This window comes from Microbacterium sp., from assembly GCF_047607465.1.
GTDB lineage: Bacteria > Actinomycetota > Actinomycetes > Actinomycetales > Microbacteriaceae > Microbacterium.
The window spans coordinates 1-22,157 of the sequence record NZ_JASGCY010000056.1; the positions used below are offsets into that span (position 1 = coordinate 1).

Annotated in this window: 20 protein-coding genes; 16 read left to right on the top strand and 4 right to left on the bottom strand. The window is 69.4% G+C overall.

Annotated elements, in window-relative coordinates; all coding sequences use genetic code 11:
* Positions 1 to 1,279: 30S ribosomal protein S1 (rpsA, locus tag QM568_RS07265; RefSeq protein ID WP_415137307.1), on the top strand; the 1,279-nt coding region annotated here is incomplete at its 5' end.
* A gap of 114 nt (positions 1,280 to 1,393) precedes the next feature.
* On the top strand, positions 1,394 to 1,996 hold the full coding sequence (coaE, locus tag QM568_RS07270; protein WP_415137309.1) for a dephospho-CoA kinase: 603 nt from the start codon (positions 1,394 to 1,396) through the stop codon (positions 1,994 to 1,996).
* 7 nt (positions 1,997 to 2,003) lie between these two features.
* On the opposite strand, the gene QM568_RS07275 is transcribed toward coaE, so the two are convergent.
* Positions 2,004 to 2,597 (bottom strand): DUF4126 domain-containing protein, encoded by a 594-nt coding sequence (locus QM568_RS07275; RefSeq protein WP_415137311.1) that lies wholly within the window; start codon positions 2,595 to 2,597, stop codon positions 2,004 to 2,006.
* Between the two features lie 90 nt (positions 2,598 to 2,687).
* Between QM568_RS07275 and uvrB the strand changes: the two genes are divergently transcribed.
* Positions 2,688 to 4,760, top strand: a complete 2,073-nt coding sequence (gene uvrB / locus QM568_RS07280) for an excinuclease ABC subunit UvrB (RefSeq protein WP_415137313.1) — start codon at positions 2,688 to 2,690, stop codon at positions 4,758 to 4,760.
* A gap of 23 nt (positions 4,761 to 4,783) precedes the next feature.
* Complete coding sequence (locus tag QM568_RS07285) at positions 4,784 to 5,080, top strand: hypothetical protein (protein ID WP_415137315.1); 297 nt, start codon at positions 4,784 to 4,786, stop codon at positions 5,078 to 5,080.
* 177 nt (positions 5,081 to 5,257) lie between these two features.
* Here QM568_RS07285 and QM568_RS07290 read toward each other — a convergent pair whose 3' ends face one another.
* Positions 5,258 to 5,902 (bottom strand): response regulator transcription factor, encoded by a 645-nt coding sequence (locus QM568_RS07290; protein ID WP_415137317.1) that lies wholly within the window; start codon positions 5,900 to 5,902, stop codon positions 5,258 to 5,260.
* Entirely contained in the window at positions 5,899 to 7,065 is a 1,167-nt protein-coding gene (locus QM568_RS07295; RefSeq protein WP_415137319.1) for a sensor histidine kinase, read from the bottom strand. Before QM568_RS07295 ends, QM568_RS07290 begins: the two co-directional genes overlap by 4 nt.
* 132 nt (positions 7,066 to 7,197) lie before the next feature.
* Here QM568_RS07295 and QM568_RS07300 point away from each other — a divergent pair, with 132 nt between their 5' ends.
* The 12 genes from QM568_RS07300 (at position 7,198) to QM568_RS07355 (ending at position 20,893) form a co-directional block, all read left to right on the top strand.
* Positions 7,198 to 7,977 (top strand): ABC transporter ATP-binding protein, encoded by a 780-nt coding sequence (locus QM568_RS07300; protein ID WP_415137321.1) that lies wholly within the window; start codon positions 7,198 to 7,200, stop codon positions 7,975 to 7,977.
* Entirely contained in the window at positions 7,977 to 9,386 is a 1,410-nt protein-coding gene (locus QM568_RS07305; protein WP_415137323.1) for an FtsX-like permease family protein, read from the top strand. Before QM568_RS07300 ends, QM568_RS07305 begins: the two co-directional genes overlap by 1 nt.
* Before the next feature lie 139 nt (positions 9,387 to 9,525).
* Positions 9,526 to 12,414 (top strand): excinuclease ABC subunit UvrA, encoded by a 2,889-nt coding sequence (uvrA, locus tag QM568_RS07310; RefSeq protein WP_415137325.1) that lies wholly within the window; start codon positions 9,526 to 9,528, stop codon positions 12,412 to 12,414.
* Positions 12,414 to 14,315 (top strand): excinuclease ABC subunit UvrC, encoded by a 1,902-nt coding sequence (uvrC, locus tag QM568_RS07315; RefSeq protein WP_415137327.1) that lies wholly within the window; start codon positions 12,414 to 12,416, stop codon positions 14,313 to 14,315. Before uvrA ends, uvrC begins: the two co-directional genes overlap by 1 nt.
* A 31-nt stretch (positions 14,316 to 14,346) precedes the next feature.
* Positions 14,347 to 15,219 (top strand): RNase adapter RapZ, encoded by an 873-nt coding sequence (gene rapZ / locus QM568_RS07320; RefSeq protein ID WP_415137329.1) that lies wholly within the window; start codon positions 14,347 to 14,349, stop codon positions 15,217 to 15,219.
* A gap of 68 nt (positions 15,220 to 15,287) precedes the next feature.
* Positions 15,288 to 16,265: a DNA-binding protein WhiA gene (gene whiA / locus QM568_RS07325; protein ID WP_415137331.1), complete on the top strand. Its 978-nt coding sequence runs from the start codon at positions 15,288 to 15,290 to the stop codon at positions 16,263 to 16,265.
* Positions 16,266 to 16,448: 183 nt separating this feature from the next.
* Positions 16,449 to 17,075, top strand: coding sequence for a superoxide dismutase (locus QM568_RS07330; protein ID WP_415137333.1), 627 nt, complete (start codon positions 16,449 to 16,451; stop codon positions 17,073 to 17,075).
* Between the two features lie 100 nt (positions 17,076 to 17,175).
* Complete coding sequence (gene gap, locus QM568_RS07335; RefSeq protein WP_415137335.1) at positions 17,176 to 18,186, top strand: type I glyceraldehyde-3-phosphate dehydrogenase; 1,011 nt, start codon at positions 17,176 to 17,178, stop codon at positions 18,184 to 18,186.
* 10 nt (positions 18,187 to 18,196) lie between these two features.
* Positions 18,197 to 19,411, top strand: coding sequence for a phosphoglycerate kinase (locus tag QM568_RS07340; RefSeq protein WP_415137337.1), 1,215 nt, complete (start codon positions 18,197 to 18,199; stop codon positions 19,409 to 19,411).
* A 4-nt stretch (positions 19,412 to 19,415) separates the two neighbouring features.
* The gene (gene tpiA / locus QM568_RS07345; RefSeq protein WP_415137339.1) at positions 19,416 to 20,207 is read left to right on the top strand and encodes a triose-phosphate isomerase; all 792 of its coding nucleotides are present in this window, start codon (positions 19,416 to 19,418) and stop codon (positions 20,205 to 20,207) included.
* Positions 20,208 to 20,291: 84 nt separating this feature from the next.
* Positions 20,292 to 20,540 (top strand): preprotein translocase subunit SecG, encoded by a 249-nt coding sequence (secG, locus tag QM568_RS07350; RefSeq protein ID WP_415137341.1) that lies wholly within the window; start codon positions 20,292 to 20,294, stop codon positions 20,538 to 20,540.
* On the top strand, positions 20,540 to 20,893 hold the full coding sequence (locus QM568_RS07355; protein ID WP_415137343.1) for an RNA polymerase-binding protein RbpA: 354 nt from the start codon (positions 20,540 to 20,542) through the stop codon (positions 20,891 to 20,893). The genes secG and QM568_RS07355 overlap by 1 nt, the downstream gene beginning before the upstream one ends.
* 17 nt (positions 20,894 to 20,910) lie before the next feature.
* On the opposite strand, the gene QM568_RS07360 is transcribed toward QM568_RS07355, so the two are convergent.
* Positions 20,911 to 22,104, bottom strand: a complete 1,194-nt coding sequence (locus QM568_RS07360; protein ID WP_415137345.1) for a hypothetical protein — start codon at positions 22,102 to 22,104, stop codon at positions 20,911 to 20,913.
* Positions 22,105 to 22,157 lie beyond the last annotated feature (53 nt).

A 22,157-nucleotide genomic window follows, 5' to 3' on the forward strand; every position in this document is an offset into this window, starting at 1 on the left:
CAAGACCGAGGGCGTCATCCCCTCGCGCGAGCTCTCCATCAAGCACGACGTCGACCCCAACGAGGTCGTCAAGGTCGGCGACGAGGTCGAGGCCCTCGTCCTCCAGAAGGAGGACAAGGAAGGCCGCCTCATCCTCTCCAAGAAGCGCGCCCAGTACGAGCGCGCCTGGGGAGACGTCGAGAAGATCAAGGAGAACGACGGCGTCGTCACCGGTACCGTCATCGAGGTCGTCAAGGGCGGCCTCATCGTCGACATCGGCCTGCGCGGCTTCCTCCCCGCCTCGCTCATCGAGCTGCGTCGCGTCCGCGACCTCACGCCGTACCTCGGCCAGGAGATCGAGGCGAAGATCCTCGAGCTCGACAAGAACCGCAACAACGTCGTGCTCTCGCGCCGCGCCCTGCTCGAGCAGACGCAGTCCGAGTCGCGCACCACGTTCCTCAACAACCTGCACAAGGGCCAGGTCCGCAAGGGCGTCGTCTCGTCGATCGTCAACTTCGGTGCGTTCGTCGACCTCGGCGGCGTGGACGGCCTCGTGCACGTCTCCGAGCTGAGCTGGAAGCACATCGAGCACGCCTCCGAGGTCGTCGAGGTGGGCCAGGAGGTCACCGTCGAGATCCTCGAGGTCGACCTCGACCGCGAGCGCGTCTCGCTGTCGCTGAAGGCGACGCAGGAGGACCCGTGGCAGGTCTTCGCCCGCACCCACGCCATCGGCCAGGTCACCCCGGGCAAGGTCACCAAGCTCGTCCCGTTCGGCGCGTTCGTGCGCGTCGCGGACGGCATCGAGGGCCTCGTGCACATCTCCGAGCTCTCCAGCAAGCACGTCGAGCTGGCTGAGCAGGTCGTGTCGGTCGGCGAAGAGGTCTTCGTTAAGGTCATCGACATCGACCTCGAGCGCCGCCGCATCTCGCTGTCGCTGAAGCAGGCCAACGAGTCCGTCGACCCCAACGGCACCGAGTTCGACCCGGCGCTGTACGGCATGCTCGCCGAGTACGACGAGAACGGCGAGTACAAGTACCCGGAGGGCTTCGACGCCGAGACCGGTGCGTGGAAGGAAGGCTTCGACGCTCAGCGCGAGGCATGGGAGGCCGAGTACGCGGCTGCCCAGGCCCGCTGGGAGGCGCACAAGGCTCAGGTCACCAAGGCGGCCGAGGCCGAGGCGGAGACCGGCACCGACTTCGGCGGCCAGTCCTTCTCCAGCGAGTCGGCCGGCGCCGGCACGCTCGCCGACGACGAGGCTCTCGCGGCTCTGCGCGAGAAGCTCTCGGGCGGCAACGCGTAAGTATCACGCTCTGAACGGGCCGTCATCCTCCCGGATGGCGGCCCGTTCCGCGTGTCCGTGAGAGGCGGATGCCGGGCCGGCGGGTGCGGGGCCTGCCCGTGCCAGGATGGGGGCATGCCACTCATCGCTCTCACCGGCGGCATCGCCTCGGGGAAGTCGACCATCTCCGCGCGCCTCGACGAGCACGGCGCCGTGCTCGTCGACGCCGACCGCATCGTGCGGGAGGTGCAGGCTGCCGGGTCGCCGGTGCTGCAGCGGATCGCCGCGGAGTTCGGTGCCGACGTCATCGGCGAAGGCGGCGAGCTCGATCGGCCGGTGCTGGGGGCGAAGGTGTTCGGCGATGCGGAGCGCCTCGCCGCGCTCAACGCGATCGTGCACCCTGCCGTGCGCGCAGAGTCGGAGCGGCGGTTCCGCGAGGCCCTCGCCGCTGATCCTGCGGCGGTCGTCGTCTACGACGTGCCGCTGCTCGTCGAGGCGCGCGTGGACGATCCGTGGGATCTCATCGTGGTCGCCCATGCCCCGGCATCCGAGCGCCTGCGGCGTCTGATCGAGCTGCGAGGGATGACCCCTCAGGATGCGCAGGCGCGCATCGACGCGCAGGTGCCCGACGAGCGCAGGCTCGCGATCGCCGACGTCGTGATCGATACGAGCGGGTCGATCAAGCGCACGATCGAGCAGGTCGATGCGCTCTGGGAGCGGCTGCGCGCGGCGCGCTGAAGCGGCGTCATCCTGCGGCGGCGGCCCGGCGGCGCACGCGTCGTCGCAAGAGCACGATCACGGCGATGACGAGCGCGACCAGCAGCACGAGCGCCAGCACCGGCACGACGATCGCGGCGACCGCGAGCAGGAACGACGCGCCGTCCTCTGCGGTGCTGAGGACGGGAGCGGCGAGCCCAGCGGTCGTCGCGTTCGCGGCGACGCGCGCCGTCGCCTTCACGATGTGCACGACCAGGGCGATCGCGATGCCGGCGACGATCGGCACCCAGGTGCTCGTCGTGAAGAACGCGGACGGATCGTCGACGGCCACGGTCTGCGCGCTCGTTCCGGCACCGAAGACGATGCCGCCGGATGCCGGACGCAGGAAGCTCTGGATGACGTCGTTCACCGAGTCCAGCGCCGGGATCTTGTCGGCGACGATCTCGAGCACGAGCAGCACGCCGAGGATCCACAGGGCGAGGTCGCTGGAGATCCACGACCATCCCGATGGCAGCTGGACTGCGGGGAGGAGGCGATCGGCGAGACCGAGCAGGAACAGCGGCATCCAGGCGTTGAGACCGGCGGATGCGGCGAGACTGGTGCCGATGATGAACTCGATCACGTCCTCAGACTAGGCGGCATCCGCCATCGATGCGATGCGCTGAGCGAGCGCAGCGAGCCGAACGCCCGAGGCCCCGCCTACGCTGGAGTCATGCAACCCACCCGCAGCGTCCGGCCGTTCGAAGTCGTCAGCGAATACGCCCCCGCCGGCGACCAGCCGCAGGCGATCGCCGATCTCGCCGCGCGCATCAACGCCGGCGAGACCGACATCGTGCTGCTCGGCGCCACCGGCACCGGCAAGTCGGCGACGACCGCGTGGCTCATCGAGCAGGTGCAGCGTCCGACCCTCGTGCTCGCGCACAACAAGACGCTGGCTGCGCAGCTGGCGAACGAGTTCCGCGAGCTCATGCCGCACAATGCCGTCGAGTACTTCGTGTCGTACTACGACTACTACCAGCCCGAGGCGTACGTCCCGCAGACCGACACCTTCATCGAGAAGGACTCGTCGATCAACTCCGAGGTCGAGAGGCTGCGGCATTCGACCACGAACTCGCTGCTGAGCCGGCGCGACGTCGTGGTGGTCTCCACGGTGTCGTGCATCTACGGACTCGGCGCCCCGGAGGAGTACCTGCGCGCGATGGTGGCGCTGCAGGTGGGGGAGCGCTACGACCGCGACGCGCTGATCCGCCAGTTCATCGCGATGCAGTACAACCGCAACGACGTCGACTTCTCTCGGGGCAATTTCCGGGTGCGCGGCGACACGATCGAGATCATCCCGGTCTACGAGGAGCACGCGATCCGCATCGAGCTGTTCGGCGACGAGATCGAGGCGCTGTACTCGCTGCATCCGCTCACCGGCGATGTCATCGAGAAGCTCGACGCGGTGCCGATCTTCCCCGCATCGCACTACGTGGCGGGCACCGACGTGATCCAGCGCTCGATCGGCACGATCGAGGCCGAGCTCGAGGAGCGGCTCGCGGAGCTCGAGCGGCAGGGCAAGCTGCTCGAGGCGCAGCGGCTGCGCATGCGCACGACGTTCGATCTCGAGATGTTGCAGCAGCTGGGCTTCTGCTCGGGCATCGAGAACTATTCCCGACACATGGACGGCCGAGAACCCGGCGAGCCGCCGCACACGCTGCTGGACTTCTTCCCCGATGACTTCCTGCTCGTGATCGACGAGTCGCACGTGACGGTGCCGCAGATCGGCGCGATGTACGAGGGAGACGCCTCTCGCAAGCGCACGCTCGTCGACCACGGCTTCCGGCTGCCGAGTGCGATGGACAACAGGCCGCTGCGCTGGGACGAGTTCAAGAACCGCATCGGGCAGACCGTGTACCTCTCCGCGACCCCGGGCAAGTACGAGATGGGCATCGCCGATGGGATCGTCGAGCAGATCATCCGCCCGACCGGTCTCGTCGACCCGCATATCATCGTGAAACCCTCGAAGGGGCAGATCGATGATCTGCTCGAAGAGATCCGCATCCGCGTCGAGAAGGACGAGCGCGTGCTCGTCACGACGCTCACGAAGAAGATGGCCGAGGAGCTCACCGACTTCCTCGGGGAGCACGGAGTGCGGGTGCGCTACCTGCACTCCGACGTCGACACCCTGCGGCGAGTCGAGCTGCTCAGCGAGTTGCGCGCAGGCGTCTACGACGTGCTCGTCGGCATCAACCTGCTCCGCGAGGGGCTCGACCTCCCCGAAGTGTCGCTGGTGGCGATCCTCGACGCCGACAAGGAGGGGTTCCTGCGCTCTGGTACGTCGCTGATCCAGACGATCGGCCGCGCGGCACGCAACGTGTCGGGCGAGGTGCACATGTACGCCGACAACATGACCGACTCCATGGCGAAGGCGATCGAGGAGACCGACCGGCGCCGCGAGAAGCAGATCGCGTACAACAAGGAGCACGGCATCGATCCGCAGCCGCTGCGCAAGAGGATCGCCGACATCACCGAGGTCCTCGCGCGCGAGGGTGCGGACACGGCCGACATGCTGTCGGGTCGCGGTCGCGCCACAGGCAAGGGCAAGTCGCCCACGCCGAACCTGCGCCGCACCGGCATCGCCGCCGAGGGCGCCCAGCAGCTCGAGGCGACGATCCAGGATCTGTCCGATCAGATGCTCGCCGCAGCCGGCGAGCTCAAGTTCGAGTTGGCTGCGCGCCTGCGTGACGAGGTGCAGGATCTCAAGAAGGAGCTGCGGGCGATGGAGCGCGCCGGTCACGCCTGAGCGCGGGTCGACGGGGGAGCGACGTGGATGCTGCGGGTGAAGAGCTGGCCGACCGGGTGCGGGCGATGCTGTCGGGCGAGCCGATGCTGGAGGAGAAGCGGATGTTGGGCACCCGCGCGTTTCTGCTCGGCGGCAGGATCCTCGTCGGCGCCCGTAATGGTGGCACGCTGCTGGTCCGGGTCGAGGCCGAGCGCGGCACGGCGCTGCTGCTGAGACCCGGCGTGAGCGCAGCGCCGCAGACGAGCGCCGGCTCGACATCGTGCTCACCGACGACGGCCGGGCGCTGCGCACACGGGCGCTGGAGGTGCCGCGCCAAGTGATGGCCGCCACCGGCCTGACCCTCGGCCAGATCACCGCGCTGCGCGAGGGGCTGGTCCCCTTCGCAGGACGCCGCGCCAGACCAGAGATCGTTCCCGTCGCAGTTTCTGTCGCTTCCGGCGGCCGTTAGCGGCAGAAACTGCGACGGGAACGGATGGGGCGCTGGGTCGGGCGGCTGATCAGGTCTCAGCGTCGCGGACGAGCAGGGCCAGGCGTACCCGGTTGGTGTCGCCGAGCTTGGCGAAGATCCGGGTGAGGTACGTCTTCACGGTCGCCTCGGAGCAGAACAGCAGCGCGCCGATGTCGGCGTTCGACAGTCCTTCCGCGACCGCGGAGGCCACCTCCCGTTCGCGCGGGCTCAGCTCGTCGAGGAGGCTCTGCGCGGCATCGCGGCGGTGCTCCCGTCCGCTGTCCGCGAATCGTTCGATGAGCGCGCGGGTGTGCGCGGGGCTGAGCATGGCGTCGCCCGCCGCGACGATGCGCACCGCGTCGATGAGCTCCGTCGGCGGCGTGTCCTTGAGCAGGAAGCCGCTGGCCCCGGCCTCGATGGCCGCGAAGACGTGCTCGTCGAGCTGGAACGTCGTCAGCACGAGCACCCGGGGCGCGTCGTCTCCGGCGATCAGCCGGGTCGCCTCGATGCCGTCCATCCGCGGCATCCGGATGTCCATCACCACGACGTCCGGACGAGTGCGCCGCACCAGATCGGCGGCCTCGGCGCCGTCGGCTCCCTCGCCGACCACCTCGATGTCCTCCGCCGAGGACAGGATCGTGCCGAGGCCGGCGCGCACCAGCGCGTCGTCATCGACGAGGGCGACGCGGATCATGCGGCCTCCCAGGGCAGACGGGCGTGCAGCTCGAACCGGCCGCGTGCCGCGCGGGCGTCCAGCTCCCCGCCGAGCAGATCGATGCGGCTGCGCAGGGCGTCCAGTCCGCTGCCCGCCCCGCGCTCTCCTCCTGGTGCGAGCGGATTGCCGACCGTGATCTCGATCCCCGAGCCGGGAGCGCCGGACAGCGCGATGTCGACGGGGGAGCCCGGCGCGTGCCGGTGGGCGTTCGTCAGCGCCTCCTGCACGATCCGGTAGAGCAGACGTCCGGTCGAGTCGGGGAGCTCAGCCTCCGGCAGACCAGCCGCGCCGGTGAGGGTCACGACGGCGCCGGCGCCGCGGCTCTCCTCGATCAGGTCGGGGATCGCGGTCAGGCCGCGTGCCGGCCCGCGGCTGGCTTCCTCGTCACCGAGGACCCGGACGACCGCGCGCAGATCGGCCAGCCCCCGGCGGGCGGTGCTCCGGATGGACTCGGCGGCGGCGCGCACCGCCGGGTCCTTCGTGCTCACCTCGAGCGCTCCGGCCTGCGTGGTCACCAGCGTCAGTACGTGCCCGAGCGAGTCGTGCATCTCGCGGGCGATGCGCTCGCGCTCGGCGCCGACGGCACGGTCGGCAGCGAGCTCCTGCTCGATCTCCGCCCGCACCGCGCGCGCGGTCGCGGCCGATTCGCGCTGCCGGCTTCTGCGGATGTACCGGCCGGCGAGGATCGGCACCGCCGCGATGAGGAGGAAGCCGAGCGGCACGACCTGGACGATGAACTCCAGCGAGTCCTCGAAGACGCTGCGATAGAGGGTCGCCAGAGCGACGCCCCACCCCAGCACCCCGACGAGCCAGACGCGCAGTCCCTCTCTCCGCATGGCGAGGCTCAGCAGGCCGACGGGGAACACCGCGGGGCTCCCCGCCGCGACGACGACGATCCCGACCAGGGGGAGTGCGTAGGGCAGACGACTGCGTAGGACGAGCGCCGCGATCACGAAGGGCAGCAGCGCCGCGTGCAGCGGCCAGCGCCCGCCGACGGTCTGGTTGTTCACCGTGGAGTAGTAGATCAGGCCGATCGCGACCAGGTAGAGCAGCAGGGACTCCCAGCGCACGCCGGTCCGGCCCCGCCCTCCCGTGCTGGCCTCCGGCATAGCCTCGTCCCTGGGTGCAGCGCTGTCCGGCATGCGACCGACACTACCCGCACCGCCCGCACGCGGGGAGGCCCCGGACGTCTGCGCGCCCGTACGACCCTGGTCGTACGCGTTCGTGAACCCGGGATGGATGCCCGAGGCCGCCGCCGCGGACAGGCTGGAGCCATGACGAACAGCTCAACCCAGCCCGTCGGCGCGCTCATCGTCGCCGAGCACGTGTTCAAGTCCTATCCGGTGGGCTCCTCCACCGTCGACATCCTGAAGGACGTCTCCCTCACCGTGAGCGAGGGCGAGGTCTGCGCCATCATGGGACCCTCCGGATCAGGGAAGTCGACCATGCTCTACTGCCTGGCCGGTCTGGAGAAGCCGACCTCGGGCGAGGTCGCCCTGCTGGGGCGGAGCCTGACCCGGAGCACTCGCAAGCAGCTCGCCGAGCTGCGCCGCTCCGAGCTGGGCTTCGTGTTCCAGTCCTACAACCTGATGCCGACGCTGCCGGTGTTCGAGAACGTCGCCCTGCCCTTCCGCCTTCGCGGTGAACGGGTCGACCGGGCGCGTATCGAGGAGGCGCTGTCGTCGGTCGGGCTCGCCGGTCGCGGCTCCTCGCAGCCCTCGTCGATGTCCGGCGGCGAGCAGCAGCGCGTGGCGATCGCCCGGGTGCTCGCCCAGCGTCCGCGGATCGTCTTCGCCGACGAGCCCACCGGCGCCCTCGACTCGCGCGCGGGCCGGCTGGTGCTGTCCGAGCTGCGCCGGATCGGCGGAGCGCCGGGGCAGTGCGTGCTGATCGTGACGCACGATCCCGCGGTGGCGGCATCCTGCGATCGCGTGGTGTTCATGCGGGACGGACGGCTCGTCGATCAGATCTCGAGTCCGACCACCGAGTCGGTGGCGTCCCTGCTCGCCGCGCTGGAGGCGCGTTCCGAAGCCGTCTCGGAGGAGGCGGCCTGATGCGCGCCCTGATCATCGCCGAGCTCCGGGCAGCCTGGTCGTCCTGGCTGGCGGTCCTCATCGCCTTCATCGCGACCAGCTTTTCGATCGTGCTCGCGATCCTCGCGCTGGACAGCCTCCTCGCGACGATCGGCACGGGGGACGTCCCCGAGCAGGAGGCCCCGGCGATCATGATCACCCCCGGTGTGAACCTCGCTCTCGCGCTCATCGGCACCCTCGCGGTGATCGGCGCGGTGACGGGCCTGGTCGTCCAGTCGCGGCGCGGCGCGCTCGCCCGACTCGCCCTGGCGGGGGCGACGCCCGGCCAGGTCTCCCGCATCCTGCTCGGCCAGCTCGCGATCGTGGCGCTCCTCGGCTCCGTCATCGGCGTCGTCCTCGCGATCGTGTTCCAGCCGGGCGCCGTGCGGCAGACGATCGCGGACCGGGGCGTGGATCCGGCCATCGCCGTGATCAAGGTGGACCCGCTCCTGATCCTCCTCGGCGTCGGGTTCTTCCTCCTCGTCGCCCTGATCGGGGGCATGCGCCAGTCCTGGGTGGCCGCGGGCGTGCCGCCCGTCGAGGCGCTGCGCACGGCACCGGGGGCAGCCGTCCGGAGGGGCCTCGGGATCGGCCGCTGGATCGGCGGCGGCGTGATCCTGCTGGGTGTCATCGGCCTGTCCGTCGTCGTGGTGGCGGCCGTCCCGAGCTTCGGTGTGGACGGCGCCGACATCGTCATGCAGGGCAGCCTGTTCGTCATGCTCTTCACGAGCATCGTGCTGTCGCTGTGGGCGCCGCTGACCGTGGGCCTGCTCACCCGCGCCTGGACGGCGCTGGTGCCTGTGCGTACGGCGTCCTGGGTGCTGGCGCGTGCAGCGGTGATCGCCCGCGGCGAGCGGCTGGCCCGCACCGTGACGCCGATCATGATGGCCGTCGGTCTGCTCGTCGGACTCGGGTCGCTGTCGGCCACGGTCTCCGGCATACTCCAGGAACTGGGCAAGGGGGGCCTGGAGCACGCGAGCCTGCTGTCGCTGCTGTTCATGATCGGACTCATCCTGCTCATTTCGATGTCCGGCGGGGTCAGCGCCGTGCTGATGATGTCCCGTCAGCGCGAGGCCGAGCTCGCACTGGCCGGGGTGGTCGGTGCCACAGCGAAGCAGCAGGTGCTCGTGCCCGTGCTGGAGGGGGTGATCATCACAGTCACGGCGACGCTGCTCGGCTTGGTGATGATGGGCGCCGGCATGTCGCTGTTCTCGGCGGGCATCATCGCGCTCGACAAGGGCGTCTCGGGACGGATCATCATGCCGTGGGCCGATCTCGGCGTGATCTTCGCGGTGGCACTGGTGGTCATCGTGGCCGCCACGACGCTGCCGGTGCTGCGCTCGCTGCAGAAGCCGGCCCGCCAGGTCGTCGCCCAGCTCGCCGCCGATTGAGGAGAGCTCCCCTCGCAGTTCCTGTCGTTCCGAGCACCGCGAAGCGACAGGAACTGCGACGGGAGCGGTCATGGCGTGGGGATGCTGGGAGGTTGGCCGGCCGGAGCCCGGTGTCGGTGGCCCCTCTTAGACTTGCCTGGTGCCTATCGTCCCGGTTGCAACCCCAGGAAAACTCAGTGTTCGCGGCGCCCGCGTGCACAATCTCCAGAACGTCGACATCGACATCCCGCGCGACGCCCTCGTCGTGTTCACCGGCCTGTCCGGGTCGGGGAAGTCCTCGCTCGCGTTCGACACGATCTTCGCCGAGGGGCAGCGCCGCTACGTCGAATCGCTGAGCGCGTACGCGCGCCAGTTCCTCGGCCAGGTCGATCGACCGGACGTCGACTTCATCGAGGGGCTCAGCCCCGCCGTCTCGATCGATCAGAAGTCGACGAACCGCAATCCGCGCTCGACCGTCGGCACCATCACCGAGATCTACGACTACATGCGTCTGCTCTGGGCGCGCATCGGCGTGCCGCACTGCCCCGAGTGCGGCGAGCGGATCCAGCGCCAGACCGTGCAGCAGATCGCCGATCAGCTCATGGAGCTGCCAGAGCGCACCCGTTACCAGATCGTCGCGCCGGTCGTCACGCAGAAGAAGGGCGAGTTCGTCGACCTGTTCCGCGAGCTCGGCGCCAAGGGCTACTCGCGGGCGATCGTCGACGGCGATCTCATCCAGCTCGCCGAGCCGCCGACGCTCAAGAAGAGCTACAAGCACGACATCGCCGTCGTCGTCGACCGGCTCGTCGCCTCCGGCGACATCCTCGGCCGGGTGACCGACTCGGTCGAGACCGCACTGGGACTGGCCGGCGGGGTCGTGCAGATCAACTTCGTCGACGAGGAGGGCGATGGGGCCTGGCAGTCCTTCTCCGAGAAGCTCGCCTGCCCGAACGGGCATCCGATCGCCCTCACCGAGATCGAGCCGCGCACGTTCTCGTTCAACGCGCCGTTCGGCGCCTGCCCTGCGTGCTCCGGCCTCGGCACGCGGATGTCGGTCGACGTCGATCTCATGCTCGGCGATGAGGAGCTCTCCATCCGTGAGGGTGCGATCATCCCGTGGACGACGCAGGGCAAGGGCCTGTTCCAGTACTACGAGCGGCTGCTCGAGGGGCTCGCCGCCGATCTGAACTTCTCGCTCGACACGCCGTGGCAGGACCTGAGGGTCGACGTGCAGGACGCGATCCTGCGCGGCGACAACTACAAGGTCACCGTCAAGTGGAAGAACCGGTACGGGCGCGAGATGCGCTACGCCTCCGGGTTCGAGGGCGTCGTGCCCTACATCGAGCGGCAGTACGCGCAGGCCGAGTCCGACACCCAGCGCGCCCGTTGGGGGGAGTACCTGCGCGAGGTGCCGTGCCCCGTGTGCGATGGCGACCGCCTGAAGCCCGAGGTGCTGGCGGTGCGGGTGCACGGGCACTCCATCGCCGAGGTCTCGCACCTCAGCCTCGCCGACGCGCGCGACTTCATGGAGACGCTCGTCCTCACCGACCGCGAGGCGAAGATCGCAGCCCAAGTGCTGCGCGAGATCCGCCTGCGGCTCGATTTCCTGCTGCAGGTCGGCCTGTCGTACCTCAACCTCAGCCGCTCGGCCGGGTCCCTCTCCGGCGGCGAGGCGCAGCGCATCCGCCTGGCGACGCAGATCGGCTCCGGTCTCACCGGCGTGCTCTACGTGCTCGACGAGCCGTCAATCGGCCTGCATCAGCGCGACAACCGCCGTCTCATCAACACGCTGCTCAAGCTCCGCGACCTCGGCAACACGCTCATCGTCGTCGAGCACGACGAGGAGACGATCGAGGCCGCCGACTGGGTCGTCGACATCGGCCCTGGCGCCGGCGTCAACGGCGGCGCCGTCGTGCACTCGGGCCCCTACGCTGCCCTCCTCGATGAAACCGAATCCATGACCGGCGAGTACCTGTCGGGTCGCCGCGAGATCCCCACACCGAAGACGCGTCGCAAGATCGACAAGAAGCGGATGCTGAGCGTCGTCGGCGCGCGCGAGAACAACCTCAAGAACGTCAACGCCGACTTCCCGCTGGGCGTGCTCACGGCGGTGACCGGTGTGAGCGGGTCGGGCAAGTCCTCGCTCGTGAACGACATCCTGTACCAGGTGCTCGCCTCCCGCCTCAACGGCGCGCGCACGGTGCCGGGCAAGCACACCAGGGTGTCGGGCCTCGACAACCTCGACAAGGTCGTGCACGTCGACCAGGCGCCGATCGGCCGCACCCCGCGGTCGAACCCGGCGACGTACACCGGTGTCTTCGACCGCATCCGCACCCTCTTCAGCGAGACGCCGGAGGCGAAGGTGCGCGGTTACCAGCCAGGACGCTTCAGCTTCAACGTCAAGGGCGGCCGCTGCGATGCGTGCTCGGGCGACGGCACGATCAAGATCGAGATGAACTTCCTCCCCGACGTGTACGTCGACTGCGAGGTCTGCCACGGCAAGCGCTACAACCGCGACACTCTCGCGGTGCACTACAAGGGCAAGAACATCGCCGAGGTGCTCGAGATGCCGATCGCGGAGGCTGCGGAGTTCTTCGAGCCGATCCAGGCCATCCATCGCTACATGAAGACCCTCGTCGACGTGGGGCTCGGCTACGTGCGCCTCGGCCAGTCGGCGACGACGCTCTCGGGCGGCGAGGCGCAGCGCGTCAAGCTCGCCACCGAGCTGCAGCGCCGCAGCAACGGCCGCAGCATCTACGTGCTCGACGAGCCCACCACCGGACTGCACTTCGAAGACGTCCGCAAGCTCCTCGAGGTGCTGAACGGGCTCGTCGACAAGGGCAACACGGTCATCGTCATCGAGCACAACCTCGACGTCATCAAGTCGGCGGACTGGGTCATCGATCTCGGCCCGGAGGGCGGCTCCGGCGGCGGCGAGATCCTCGCGACCGGCACCCCTGAGCAGATCGCGCGCGTCGAGGCCAGCCACACAGGGCGCTTTCTCGCGGAGGTTCTCGGCGACGGACGATCGGCCAGGAAGGCCGGCTGATGGCCGACGTCCTCCCGTACAAGCCCAGGCCGGGGGAGATCCCGACCGACCCGGGCGTGTACCGGTTCCGCGACGCGCAGGGGCGCGTGCTCTACGTCGGCAAGGCGAAGAACCTGCGCCAGCGGCTGTCGAACTACTTCGCTCCGCTGCGCACGCTGCACGAGCGCACGCGGCGGATGGTCACCACCGCTGCGTCCGTCGAATGGACCGTCGTCGCGACCGACGTCGACTCGTTGCAGCTCGAGTACATGTGGATCAAGGAGTTCGATCCGCCGTTCAACGTCCGCTACAGGGACGACAAGTCCTACCCCTTCATGGCGGTGACGCTCGGCGACGAGGCGCCCCGGGTGATCGTCACGCGCAATCGCAGGATCCCGGGCGCGCGCTACTTCGGGCCCTACCCGAAGGTGTGGGCCGTGCACGAGACCATCGACCTCATGATCAGGGCGTTCCCGATCCGCACCTGCAGCGACGCCAGTTACAAGCGGGCGATGCAGACCGGCAGGCCGTGCTTCCCCGGGCAGATCGGCAAGTGCGGCGGGCCCTGCTCGATGACCGTGACGATCGACGAGCACCGGGCGATGGTCAACGATTTCGTCGCGTTCATGGCCGGCGGCGACGAGCGCTTCACCCGCGAGCTCACGAAGCGGATGCTGGCGGCATCGGCCGATATGGACTACGAGGCCGCCGCGAAGTATCGCGACAAGCTCTCCGCGATCGAGGCGGTGCTCGGCCGGAGCGCCCTGGTGCTGCCCGCCGACGAGGACGCCGACCTGTTCGGCATCGCCGAGGACGAGCTCTCCGCCGCGGTGCAGCACTTCGTGATCCGCGGGGGCCGCGTGCGCGGCGTGCGCGCCCTCACCATCGACAAGGAACTCGACATCGCGGGCCCCGAACTCGTCGATCAGGTGCTCCAGCGCGCGTACGGCGATGCGAACGACGTGCCGCGGCGGATTCTCGTGCCGACGCTGCCCGACGACACGGCGGAGCTCGAACTGTGGCTGCGCGAGCGCCGGGGCAAGAAGGTCGAGATCGCCGTCGCCCAGCGCGGCCAGCGCGCCGATCTCATGCGCACGGCCACGCTCAACGCCCAACAGGCGCTGATTCGGCACAAGACCCGGCGCACGAGCGACTACGTGGCACGCACGCAGGCTCTGACCGATCTGCAGGAGGCGCTGGGCATGGCCGAGGCGCCGCTGCGCATCGAGTGCTTCGACATCTCCCACCTCGGCGGCACCAACGTCGTGGCCTCGATGGTCGTCTTCGAGGACGGGCTGCCGCGCAAAGACCAGTACCGCTCGTTCAACATCGCCGAGACGACCGACGACACCGACTCGATGTACCAGGTGCTCACCCGGCGGCTCGCGCATCTGGACGGTGCGGATCAGGGGCCGTCGTCAGGTGCAGGGGGCCAGGAGTTGGATGCCGAGGAGGCGTCGGCCCCTGGGCGGCGGAAGCCGCGCTTCGCCTACCCGCCGCAGCTGCTCCTCGTCGACGGCGGGCAGCCGCAGGTGGCGGCGGCGGCCAGGGCCCTGCGGGACGCCGGGCACACCGAGATCGCCGTGTGCGGGATCGCGAAGCGGCTCGAGGAGATCTGGCTGCCCGACGACGACTTCCCGGTGATCCTGCCCCGCACGAGCGAGGCGCTGTACCTGCTGCAGCGGCTCCGCGACGAGGCCCACCGCTTCGCGATCACGCATCAGCGCAAACGCCGCCGGGGCGACATCGCCACGATCCTGTCGGATGTGCCAGGTCTCGGGGCTGCGCGCATCAAGGTCCTGCTCAAGCACTTCGGCTCGGTCGCGGCGCTGCGCGGCGCCACCGCCGAGCAGATCCAGGAGGTGCAGGGCATCGGGCCGGTGCTCGCCGAGAGCATCCACGCCCACCTCGCCACTCGCTAGGCTTGATCCCAGCGGGGGAGAAGGAGCAGCGATGGCAAGCGGGGACAAGGGCGAGTTCCTCATCGTCACGGGAATGTCCGGTGCGGGGCGCACCACGGTCGCCAACGCGCTCGAGGACCTCGGGTGGTACGTGGTCGACAACCTGCCTCCGCAGATCCTGCGCCCGCTGCTGGATCTGACCGACATGGGCGGCGACGCGCTCCCGAAGATCGCGGCCGTCGTCGATGTGCGCGGACGCAACCTCTTCGACGACTTCCCCGGGGTGGCGCGGGCGCTGCGCTCGCGCGGCACGGTGCGCGTGCTCTTCCTCGACGCCTCCGATGACGTGCTGGTGCGCCGGTTCGAGTCGGTGCGCAGGCCCCACCCGCTGCAGGCCGACGGCACGCTCATCGACGGCATCCGCACCGAGCGCGAACGGCTCGCCCCGATCCGCGAGGCCGCCGATCTCGTCATCGACACCTCTTCGCTGAACATCCATCAGCTGGCGACCCAGGTCTTCGACCTCTTCTCCGACGAGGGGGAGGCGCGGCACCGCCTCACGCTGCTGAGCTTCGGCTTCAAGTACGGCCTCCCCACCGACGTCGACCTCGTCGCCGACATGCGGTTCCTGCCGAATCCGTTCTGGAACGAGCAGCTGCGCGGCCAGACGGGGCAGGACGAGGAGGTGCGCGACTACGTGCTCTCGCGCGAGGGTGCGACGCAGTTCCTCGACGCCTACGCCGCCGCGCTCACCCCTGTGCTCGAGGGGTACCAGCGCGAGAACAAGAGCCATTCCACCGTCGCCATCGGCTGCACCGGCGGCAAGCACCGCTCGGTGGCGATGAGCGAGGAGCTCGCGCGGCGGTTGGCTGGCGTGCCAGGCGTCGCCGTGAACGTGCGTCACAGAGACCTCGGCCGCGAGTAGCCGGGCGTCGAAGCCAGGTAGGCTGGAGGTTTGCGTCGCGACCCGGCGCGTGATCGTGAAGGAGTCCCGTGGCACTAACCACCGACGTCAAGGCTGAGCTCGTCAGCATCCGCAATGCGCCTCCTACGGTGCGTGTCGCCGAGGTCACCGCGGTGCTCCGCTTCGCCGGAGGGCTCCACTCGATCGCCGGCCGCGTTGCGGTCGAAGCCGAGGTCGATGCCGAGGTGCTCGCGCAGCGCGTGGCCAGGGACCTCGCCGAGATCTACGGCGTGCGCCCGGAGATCGCGCAGGTGCAGTCGAGCACCGCGAACGACGGCGCCCGGTGGGCCGTGCGCGTGATCGCCGCTGGGGAGACGCTCGCCCGCCAGACCGGTCTGCTCGATCAGCGCCGCCGTGCCGTGCGGGGCCTGCCGAATCGGCTCACCACCGGCTCCCGCGCCGAGGTCGCAGGGCTCTGGCGCGGTGCATTCCTCGCCGCCGGCACGCTGAGCGACCCCGGCCGCTCGGCGATGCTCGAGGTCTCGTGCCCGAGCTCCGAGGCGGCGATGGCCCTCGTCGGCGCGGCCCACCGGCTCGGCGTCGCCGCCAAGGCGCGCGAGGTCCGGGGGCTTCCCCGGGTCGTCGTCCGCGAGGGCGAGGCGATCCGCAGCATCCTCAGCGAGATGGGCGCCCACCGCACCGCGGCCGCGTGGGAGGAGATGCGCCAGCGCCGCGAGGTCCGCGCAGGCGTGAACCGCCTGGTGAACTTCGACGACGCGAATCTGCGCCGTTCGGCCCAAGCCGCCGTCGCGGCGTGCGCGCGCGTCGAGCGGGCGCTGGAGATCCTCGCCGACGACGTGCCAGACCACCTGAGGGTGGCAGGAGAGCTCCGGCTCGCGCATCGCGACGCGAGCCTCGACGAGCTCGGCCACCACGCCGACCCGCCCATGACGAAGGATGCCGTCGCCGGCCGCATCCGCAGGCTCCTGGCGATGGCCGACAAGCGCGCCCAGCAGGAGGGCATCCCCGGCACCGAGGCGGCCGTCCCCGCCGGGTTGGACGTCTGAGGTCGTCGTCTCAGGCGGGTCGGTTCCCCAGGGAGCCGGCCCGCCTCCGTCATAGGCGGAAGGAACCAGCCACCGCGTGCGTTGTCGTCACTAGGATGAGAAACGTCTGCTCCGCTCCGCATTCGGTGGCGCGGAGGATCGGCAAGCGCCGCGTGCGCGCGGCGCGGATTGGATGAAAGCGAAATGGCAACCTACACGCTCCCCGACCTCCCGTACGACTTCGCAGCTCTCGAGCCGCACATCAGCGGCAAGATCATGGAGCTCCACCACGACAAGCACCATGCCGCGTACGTGGCGGGCGCCAACGCCGCACTCGACGGTCTCGCCGAAGCCCGTGAGAGCGGCAACCTCGCGAACGTGAACAAGCTCGAGAAGGACCTCGCGTTCAACCTCGGCGGCCACGTCAACCACTCGATCTTCTGGACCAACCTCTCGCCGAACGGCGGCGGACAGCCCGAGGGCGAGCTCAAGGCCGCGATCGACGAGTTCTTCGGCTCGTTCGAGAAGTTCCAGGCGCACTTCACCGCCGCCGCCACCGGCATCCAGGGCTCCGGCTGGGCGGTGCTCAGCTGGGACCCCATCGGCGCACGGCTGATCATCCAGCAGCTGTTCGACCAGCAGGCCAACACCGCCCAGGGCACCGTGCCGCTGTTCCAGCTCGACATGTGGGAGCACGCGTTCTACCTCGACTACCTCAACGTCAAGGCCGACTACGTGAAGGCCGCGTGGAACATCGCGAACTGGGAGAACGTCGCCCAGCGGTTCGAGGTCGCGCGTGAGAAGACCGCCGGACTCCTGGTACTGTCGTAAACATCGGGCGTCCTGATGGGCGAAAAGCCCGTCAGGACGCCGTTGTCCGCGAATTTCGTAAGACTCACGCAATCGCACCCTTAAGAACCAGGAGACTTTCGTGTCTGTTAAGATCGGAATCAACGGCTTCGGCCGTATCGGACGCAACTTCCTTCGTGCGGCCCTCGCACAGAATGCGGATCTCGAGATCGTCGCCGTCAACGACCTCACCGACAACAAGACCCTGGCGCACCTGCTGAAGTACGACTCGGTCGGTGGCGTCCTCGACGTCGAGATCAGCTACGACGACGACAGCATCACGGTGGCCGGCAAGGAGATCAAGGCCTTCGCCGACCGCGATCCCGCGAACCTGCCCTGGGGTGAGCTGGGCGTCGATATCGTCATCGAGTCGACCGGCTTCTTCACCAAGGCCGAGCTCGCCAAGAAGCACATCGATGCGGGTGCGAAGAAGGTCCTCATCTCTGCTCCGGGCGCCGGTGTCGACGGCACCTTCGTCATGGGCGTGAACGAGGACACCTACGACCCCGCCACGCAGCACATCATCTCCAACGCCTCGTGCACCACGAACTGCCTCGCCCCGCTCGCGCAGGTGTTCAACGACGCGTTCGGCATCGACCGCGGTTTCATGATGACCGCGCACGCCTACACGGCCGACCAGAACCTGCAGGACGGCCCGCACGGCGATCTGCGCCGCGCCCGCGCCGCCGCGATCAACATCACCCCGGCCTCCACCGGTGCTGCCAAGGCGATCGGCGAGGTGCTGCCTGAACTCAACGGCAAGCTCTCGGGCTCGTCCTACCGCGTCCCGGTCCCGACCGGATCGATCGTCGACCTCACCCTCATCACTGGCCGTGAGAACCTCACCGCCGACGAGGTCAACGAGGCGTACAAGAAGGCAGCGGCCGAGGGACGTCTCGCCGGCTACCTGCAGTACAACGAGGACCAGATCGTCTCCAGCGACATCGTGCACAACCCGCACTCGTCGATCTTCGACGCGACGCTGACCAACGTGAGCGGCAACCTCGTCAAGGTCTCCAGCTGGTACGACAACGAGTGGGGCTACTCCAACCGTCTCGTTGACCTGACCGAGTACGTCGCAGAGCGCCTCTAAGCTCGTACACATGACACTGCGCACCCTGGACTCCCTGGGTCCCCTCGAGGGCAAGCGCGTCATCGTCCGTTGTGACCTCAACGTCCCCCTGCGGGACGGGGTCATCACGGACGATGGTCGTGTTCGCGCCTCTCTGCCGACCCTCAACGCCCTCATCAATGCAGGCGCACGCGTCATCGTGTGCTCGCATCTCGGTCGCCCCGACGGGGCGCCCGACCCGCAGTACAGCCTCGCGCCCGTCGCCCAGCGGCTGTCGGAGCTCCTCGGCAAGCCGGTCGCGTTCGCTCGCGACACCGTCGGCGAGTCGGCGAAGGATGCTGTCGCCGCCCTCGAGGACGGCGGCGTCGTCGTCATCGAGAACCTGCGCTTCAACCCGGGGGAGACCTCGAAGGACGACGCAGTCCGCGGCGCCTTCGCCGCCGAGCTCGCCGAGCTCGGCGACGTGCTGGTCTCCGACGGATTCGGCGTCGTGCACCGCAAGCAGGCGAGCGTCTACGACCTCGCCGAGCTCGTGCCGTCGGCGGCGGGTCTGCTCATCGCCGCCGAGCTCGACGTGCTCGATCGGCTCACCGAGAACCCGCAGCGTCCCTACACGGTGGTGCTGGGCGGTTCCAAGGTCAGCGACAAGCTCGGCGTCATCTCCCACCTGCTTCCCCGGGTCGACCGCATCCTCGTGGGCGGGGGCATGCTGTTCACGTTCCTCAAGGCGCAGGGCCACGACGTGGCGTCGAGCCTGCTCGAGGAGGACCAGCTCGACACGGTACGCGGGTACATCGCCGATGCGGCAGCGCGCGGCGTCGAGCTCGTGCTTCCGACGGATGTCGTCGTCGCCGAGAAGTTCGCCGCGGATGCGGCGCACGAGGTCGCCGCAGCCGACGCCATCGAGGACACCGCGTTCGGTTCCTCTGGCATCGGCCTGGACATCGGCCCCGAGACGGCAGCGCGCTTCGCCGAGGCCGTGCGCACGTCGACGACGGTGTTCTGGAACGGCCCGATGGGCGTGTTCGAGTTCCCCGCGTTCGCCGCCGGCACCAAGGCCGTCGCACAGGCGCTCACCGAGGTCGACGGCCTCAGCGTCGTCGGCGGCGGCGACTCGGCCGCGGCCGTGCGCCAGCTCGGCTTCGCCGACGACCGGTTCGGTCACATCTCCACCGGCGGCGGAGCGAGCCTGGAATTCCTCGAAGGAAAGAAGCTACCCGGGCTCACCGTCCTGGGATGGGAGTGACATCGTGGCGACGAACAAGCGCATCCCGCTGATCGCGGGTAACTGGAAGATGAACCTCGACCACCTGCAGGCGGTCGCGACGGTGCAGAAGCTGCACTGGACGTTGAAGGATGCGAAGCACGAGGACGGCTCGGTGGAGGTCGCGGTGTTCCCGCCGTTCACCGACATCCGCAGCGTCCAGACGCTGATCGACGCCGACAAGATCCCGTTCGCCCTCGGCGCGCAGGACCTCTCAGCGCACGACTCCGGCGCCTACACCGGCGAGGTGTCCGGGGAATTCCTGGCGAAGCTCGATGCGAAGTACGTCATCATCGGGCACTCCGAACGCCGCGAATACCACGCCGAGTCCGACGAGGTCGTGGCGGCGAAGGTCAAGGCGGCGTTGCGGCACGGGCTCGTACCCGTGATCTGCGTCGGCGAGACGGCGGAGGATCTCGAGAAGTTCGGCGCGAGCGCCGTGCCGGCGGGTCAGCTGGAGGCCGCCCTCGCTGGCGTCTCGAAGGATGCCGACATCGTCGTGGCGTACGAGCCCGTCTGGGCGATCGGGTCGGGTCAGGCGGCGACGCCGCAGCAGGCGCAGGACGTCTGCGCAGCTCTCCGGGGGGTCATCGCGAAGGTCCTCGGCGACGAGGCGGCGGCGCGCACGCGCATCCTCTACGGCGGTTCGGTGAAGTCGGCGAACATCGCCAGCTTCATGCGCGAGCCCGACGTCGACGGCGCTCTGGTGGGCGGTGCGAGCCTCGTGGTCTCCGAGTTCGCCGCGATCGTCCGCTTCGAGAAGCACGTAGGCGTGTGAGCGTGCGACGGGGCTCCGGCCCCGTCGCACCGTATACTTGACCCGTTACGGGGCATTCCCGCCCCGGCGAAAGGCTTCTTCCTCGTGGATATTCTCGAGTTCGTCCTGCAGGTGCTGCTGGGCATCACCAGCGTCCTGCTGACCCTCCTCATCCTGCTCCACAAGGGCCGCGGCGGCGGCCTGTCCGACATGTTCGGCGGCGGCATGTCCACCGCGGTCGGGTCGTCCGGGCTCGCCGAGCGCAACCTCAACCGCTTCACGGTGATCCTCGCCCTGATCTGGTTCGTCTCGATCGTCGGGCTGGGCCTCATCACGAAGCTCGGAGTGATCTGATGGCGACCGGCGGCAACGCGATCCGCGGCACCCGCGTGGGCTCTGGCCCGATGGGGGAGCAGGACCACGGCTATCACGCAGACCGCATCGCGGTCTCGTACTGGGACGGTCTCGGCAACGAGACGGTCCGTTACTTCGCGGCGGGGCTCCCCGACGAGGAGATCCCCGAGATCATCGATCACCCGCAGTCGGGTCTTCCGGCCGGCCGCGACAAGGACAACCCGCCGGCTCTGGCGAAGACCGAGCCGTACAAGACGCACCTCGCCTACGTGAAGGAGCGTCGCACAGACGAAGAGGCCGTGCAGCTTCTCGAAGACGCGCTCAACCAGCTGCGCGAGCGCCGCGGCCAGTAGCACGCGGCATCCTCGTCTCAGCGGCACCCCGCGGCCGCGTCGATGTACGACTGCGGCGGGTACCCGTATGCCCACACGCCGTTGGCGTCGTCGTGGAAGCCCATGCTGATGGCCCAGGCCGTCGCCCAGTCCTCGATGCTCTCCTGCGTCGACGGGTCGTACATGCCCTGGCACTTCACGCTGATCGCGTGGCCGACCTCGTGGGCGATGAGGGCCTTGCTCGCGTCCGTCGGCCACTGGGCTGCGACCGAGTCCGACAGCTCGATCACCGCGCGACCGGGCGGCGACCACCACCAGCTGGTGTAGCCGCCCATGCTCCCGCGCTCGCCGGCCCCGTTGACAACGGGGCTCCAGTCGAACTCCAGGAGCACATCGGGCGCCAGCGAGCGGGCGAAGGCCTCGACCTCCAGGCGTGCCGACAGCAGGGGGCCCGCCTTCTCGGCGAGCTCGATCCGCTCGGTGGCGACGATCTGCTCGGCCGCCCTGGTCAGCCCCAGGAATGCGTCGGCGGCCACCTGGTCGATGGTGTCGACCTCGGAGACCTGCGCTGCGGTGGCTCGGAGCGCGACGACGGCGTCGTTCTTCGTCGAGATGTGGGCTGCCTCGGAGGCGTCGGTCGCGGCGGTCGCCGAGTCGAGAAGGGCGAGCCCCTTCTCCTCCACCTCGGCGCCGGCGTCGCCGACGTCGACCTGCAGTGCGGACAGGTCATCCTCGAGCTCGCCGATCTCGGCGCGCTGCGCGCCCAGGCGGGACGACTCCGCGAACAGCTCCCAGAACCAGCCCGGCTTCGTCCCGGCGTCGGGGATGTCGGATGCGATGAGATCTGCCGAGGCGAGCAGAACGGCCTCGGTGTCGGCTACGGCCGTCTCGAGCCCCGCATGAGTGGCCGGATCCGCGAGGGCGCCGTCATCGACGCCGATGATCTGGGACGCGGCGTCGTGCGCCGCGTCGAGCGCATCGACCGCGGACGCCGTCTCGGCGAGCGTCTCGGATGTCGTGCGCGCCTGCGCCTCGTAGTCGGCGGCGGCGCCGTCGTAGCCGAGGTTCGCGCACAGCTGAAGGCCGCCCAGCACCGCGGCGGCGGCGAGGAAGCCGGCGAACCAGAGAGCGGCGCCGCGGTGGGGTCGACGGCGGGCGGGAGGCTCCGGCATCTCCGAGAAGCGCGCAGGCAGATCGTGACCGCCCATCCTCGCGGGGTGCGGATCGACCACGGCTGCTCCTAGTGAAAAGGTCCCCGCCGCGTGGCGAGGACCTGATCTGTACG

Bases quoted from the DNA above. Each gene is read 5' to 3' on its own strand.
- rapZ (WP_415137329.1), top strand. From the start codon at position 14,347: ATGGCAAGCGGGGACAAGGGCGAGTTCCTCATCGTCACGGGAATGTCC.
- QM568_RS07295 (WP_415137319.1), bottom strand. From the start codon at position 7,065: ATGCCGGACAGCGCTGCACCCAGGGACGAGGCTATGCCGGAGGCCAGC.
- QM568_RS07355 (WP_415137343.1), top strand. From the start codon at position 20,540: ATGGCGACCGGCGGCAACGCGATCCGCGGCACCCGCGTGGGCTCTGGC.
- uvrB (WP_415137313.1), top strand. From the start codon at position 2,688: ATGCAACCCACCCGCAGCGTCCGGCCGTTCGAAGTCGTCAGCGAATAC.
- uvrC (WP_415137327.1), top strand. From the start codon at position 12,414: ATGGCCGACGTCCTCCCGTACAAGCCCAGGCCGGGGGAGATCCCGACC.
- QM568_RS07330 (WP_415137333.1), top strand. From the start codon at position 16,449: ATGGCAACCTACACGCTCCCCGACCTCCCGTACGACTTCGCAGCTCTC.
- QM568_RS07300 (WP_415137321.1), top strand. From the start codon at position 7,198: ATGACGAACAGCTCAACCCAGCCCGTCGGCGCGCTCATCGTCGCCGAG.
- QM568_RS07290 (WP_415137317.1), bottom strand. From the start codon at position 5,902: ATGATCCGCGTCGCCCTCGTCGATGACGACGCGCTGGTGCGCGCCGGC.
- QM568_RS07305 (WP_415137323.1), top strand. From the start codon at position 7,977: ATGCGCGCCCTGATCATCGCCGAGCTCCGGGCAGCCTGGTCGTCCTGG.
- coaE (WP_415137309.1), top strand. From the start codon at position 1,394: ATGCCACTCATCGCTCTCACCGGCGGCATCGCCTCGGGGAAGTCGACC.
- QM568_RS07340 (WP_415137337.1), top strand. From the start codon at position 18,197: ATGACACTGCGCACCCTGGACTCCCTGGGTCCCCTCGAGGGCAAGCGC.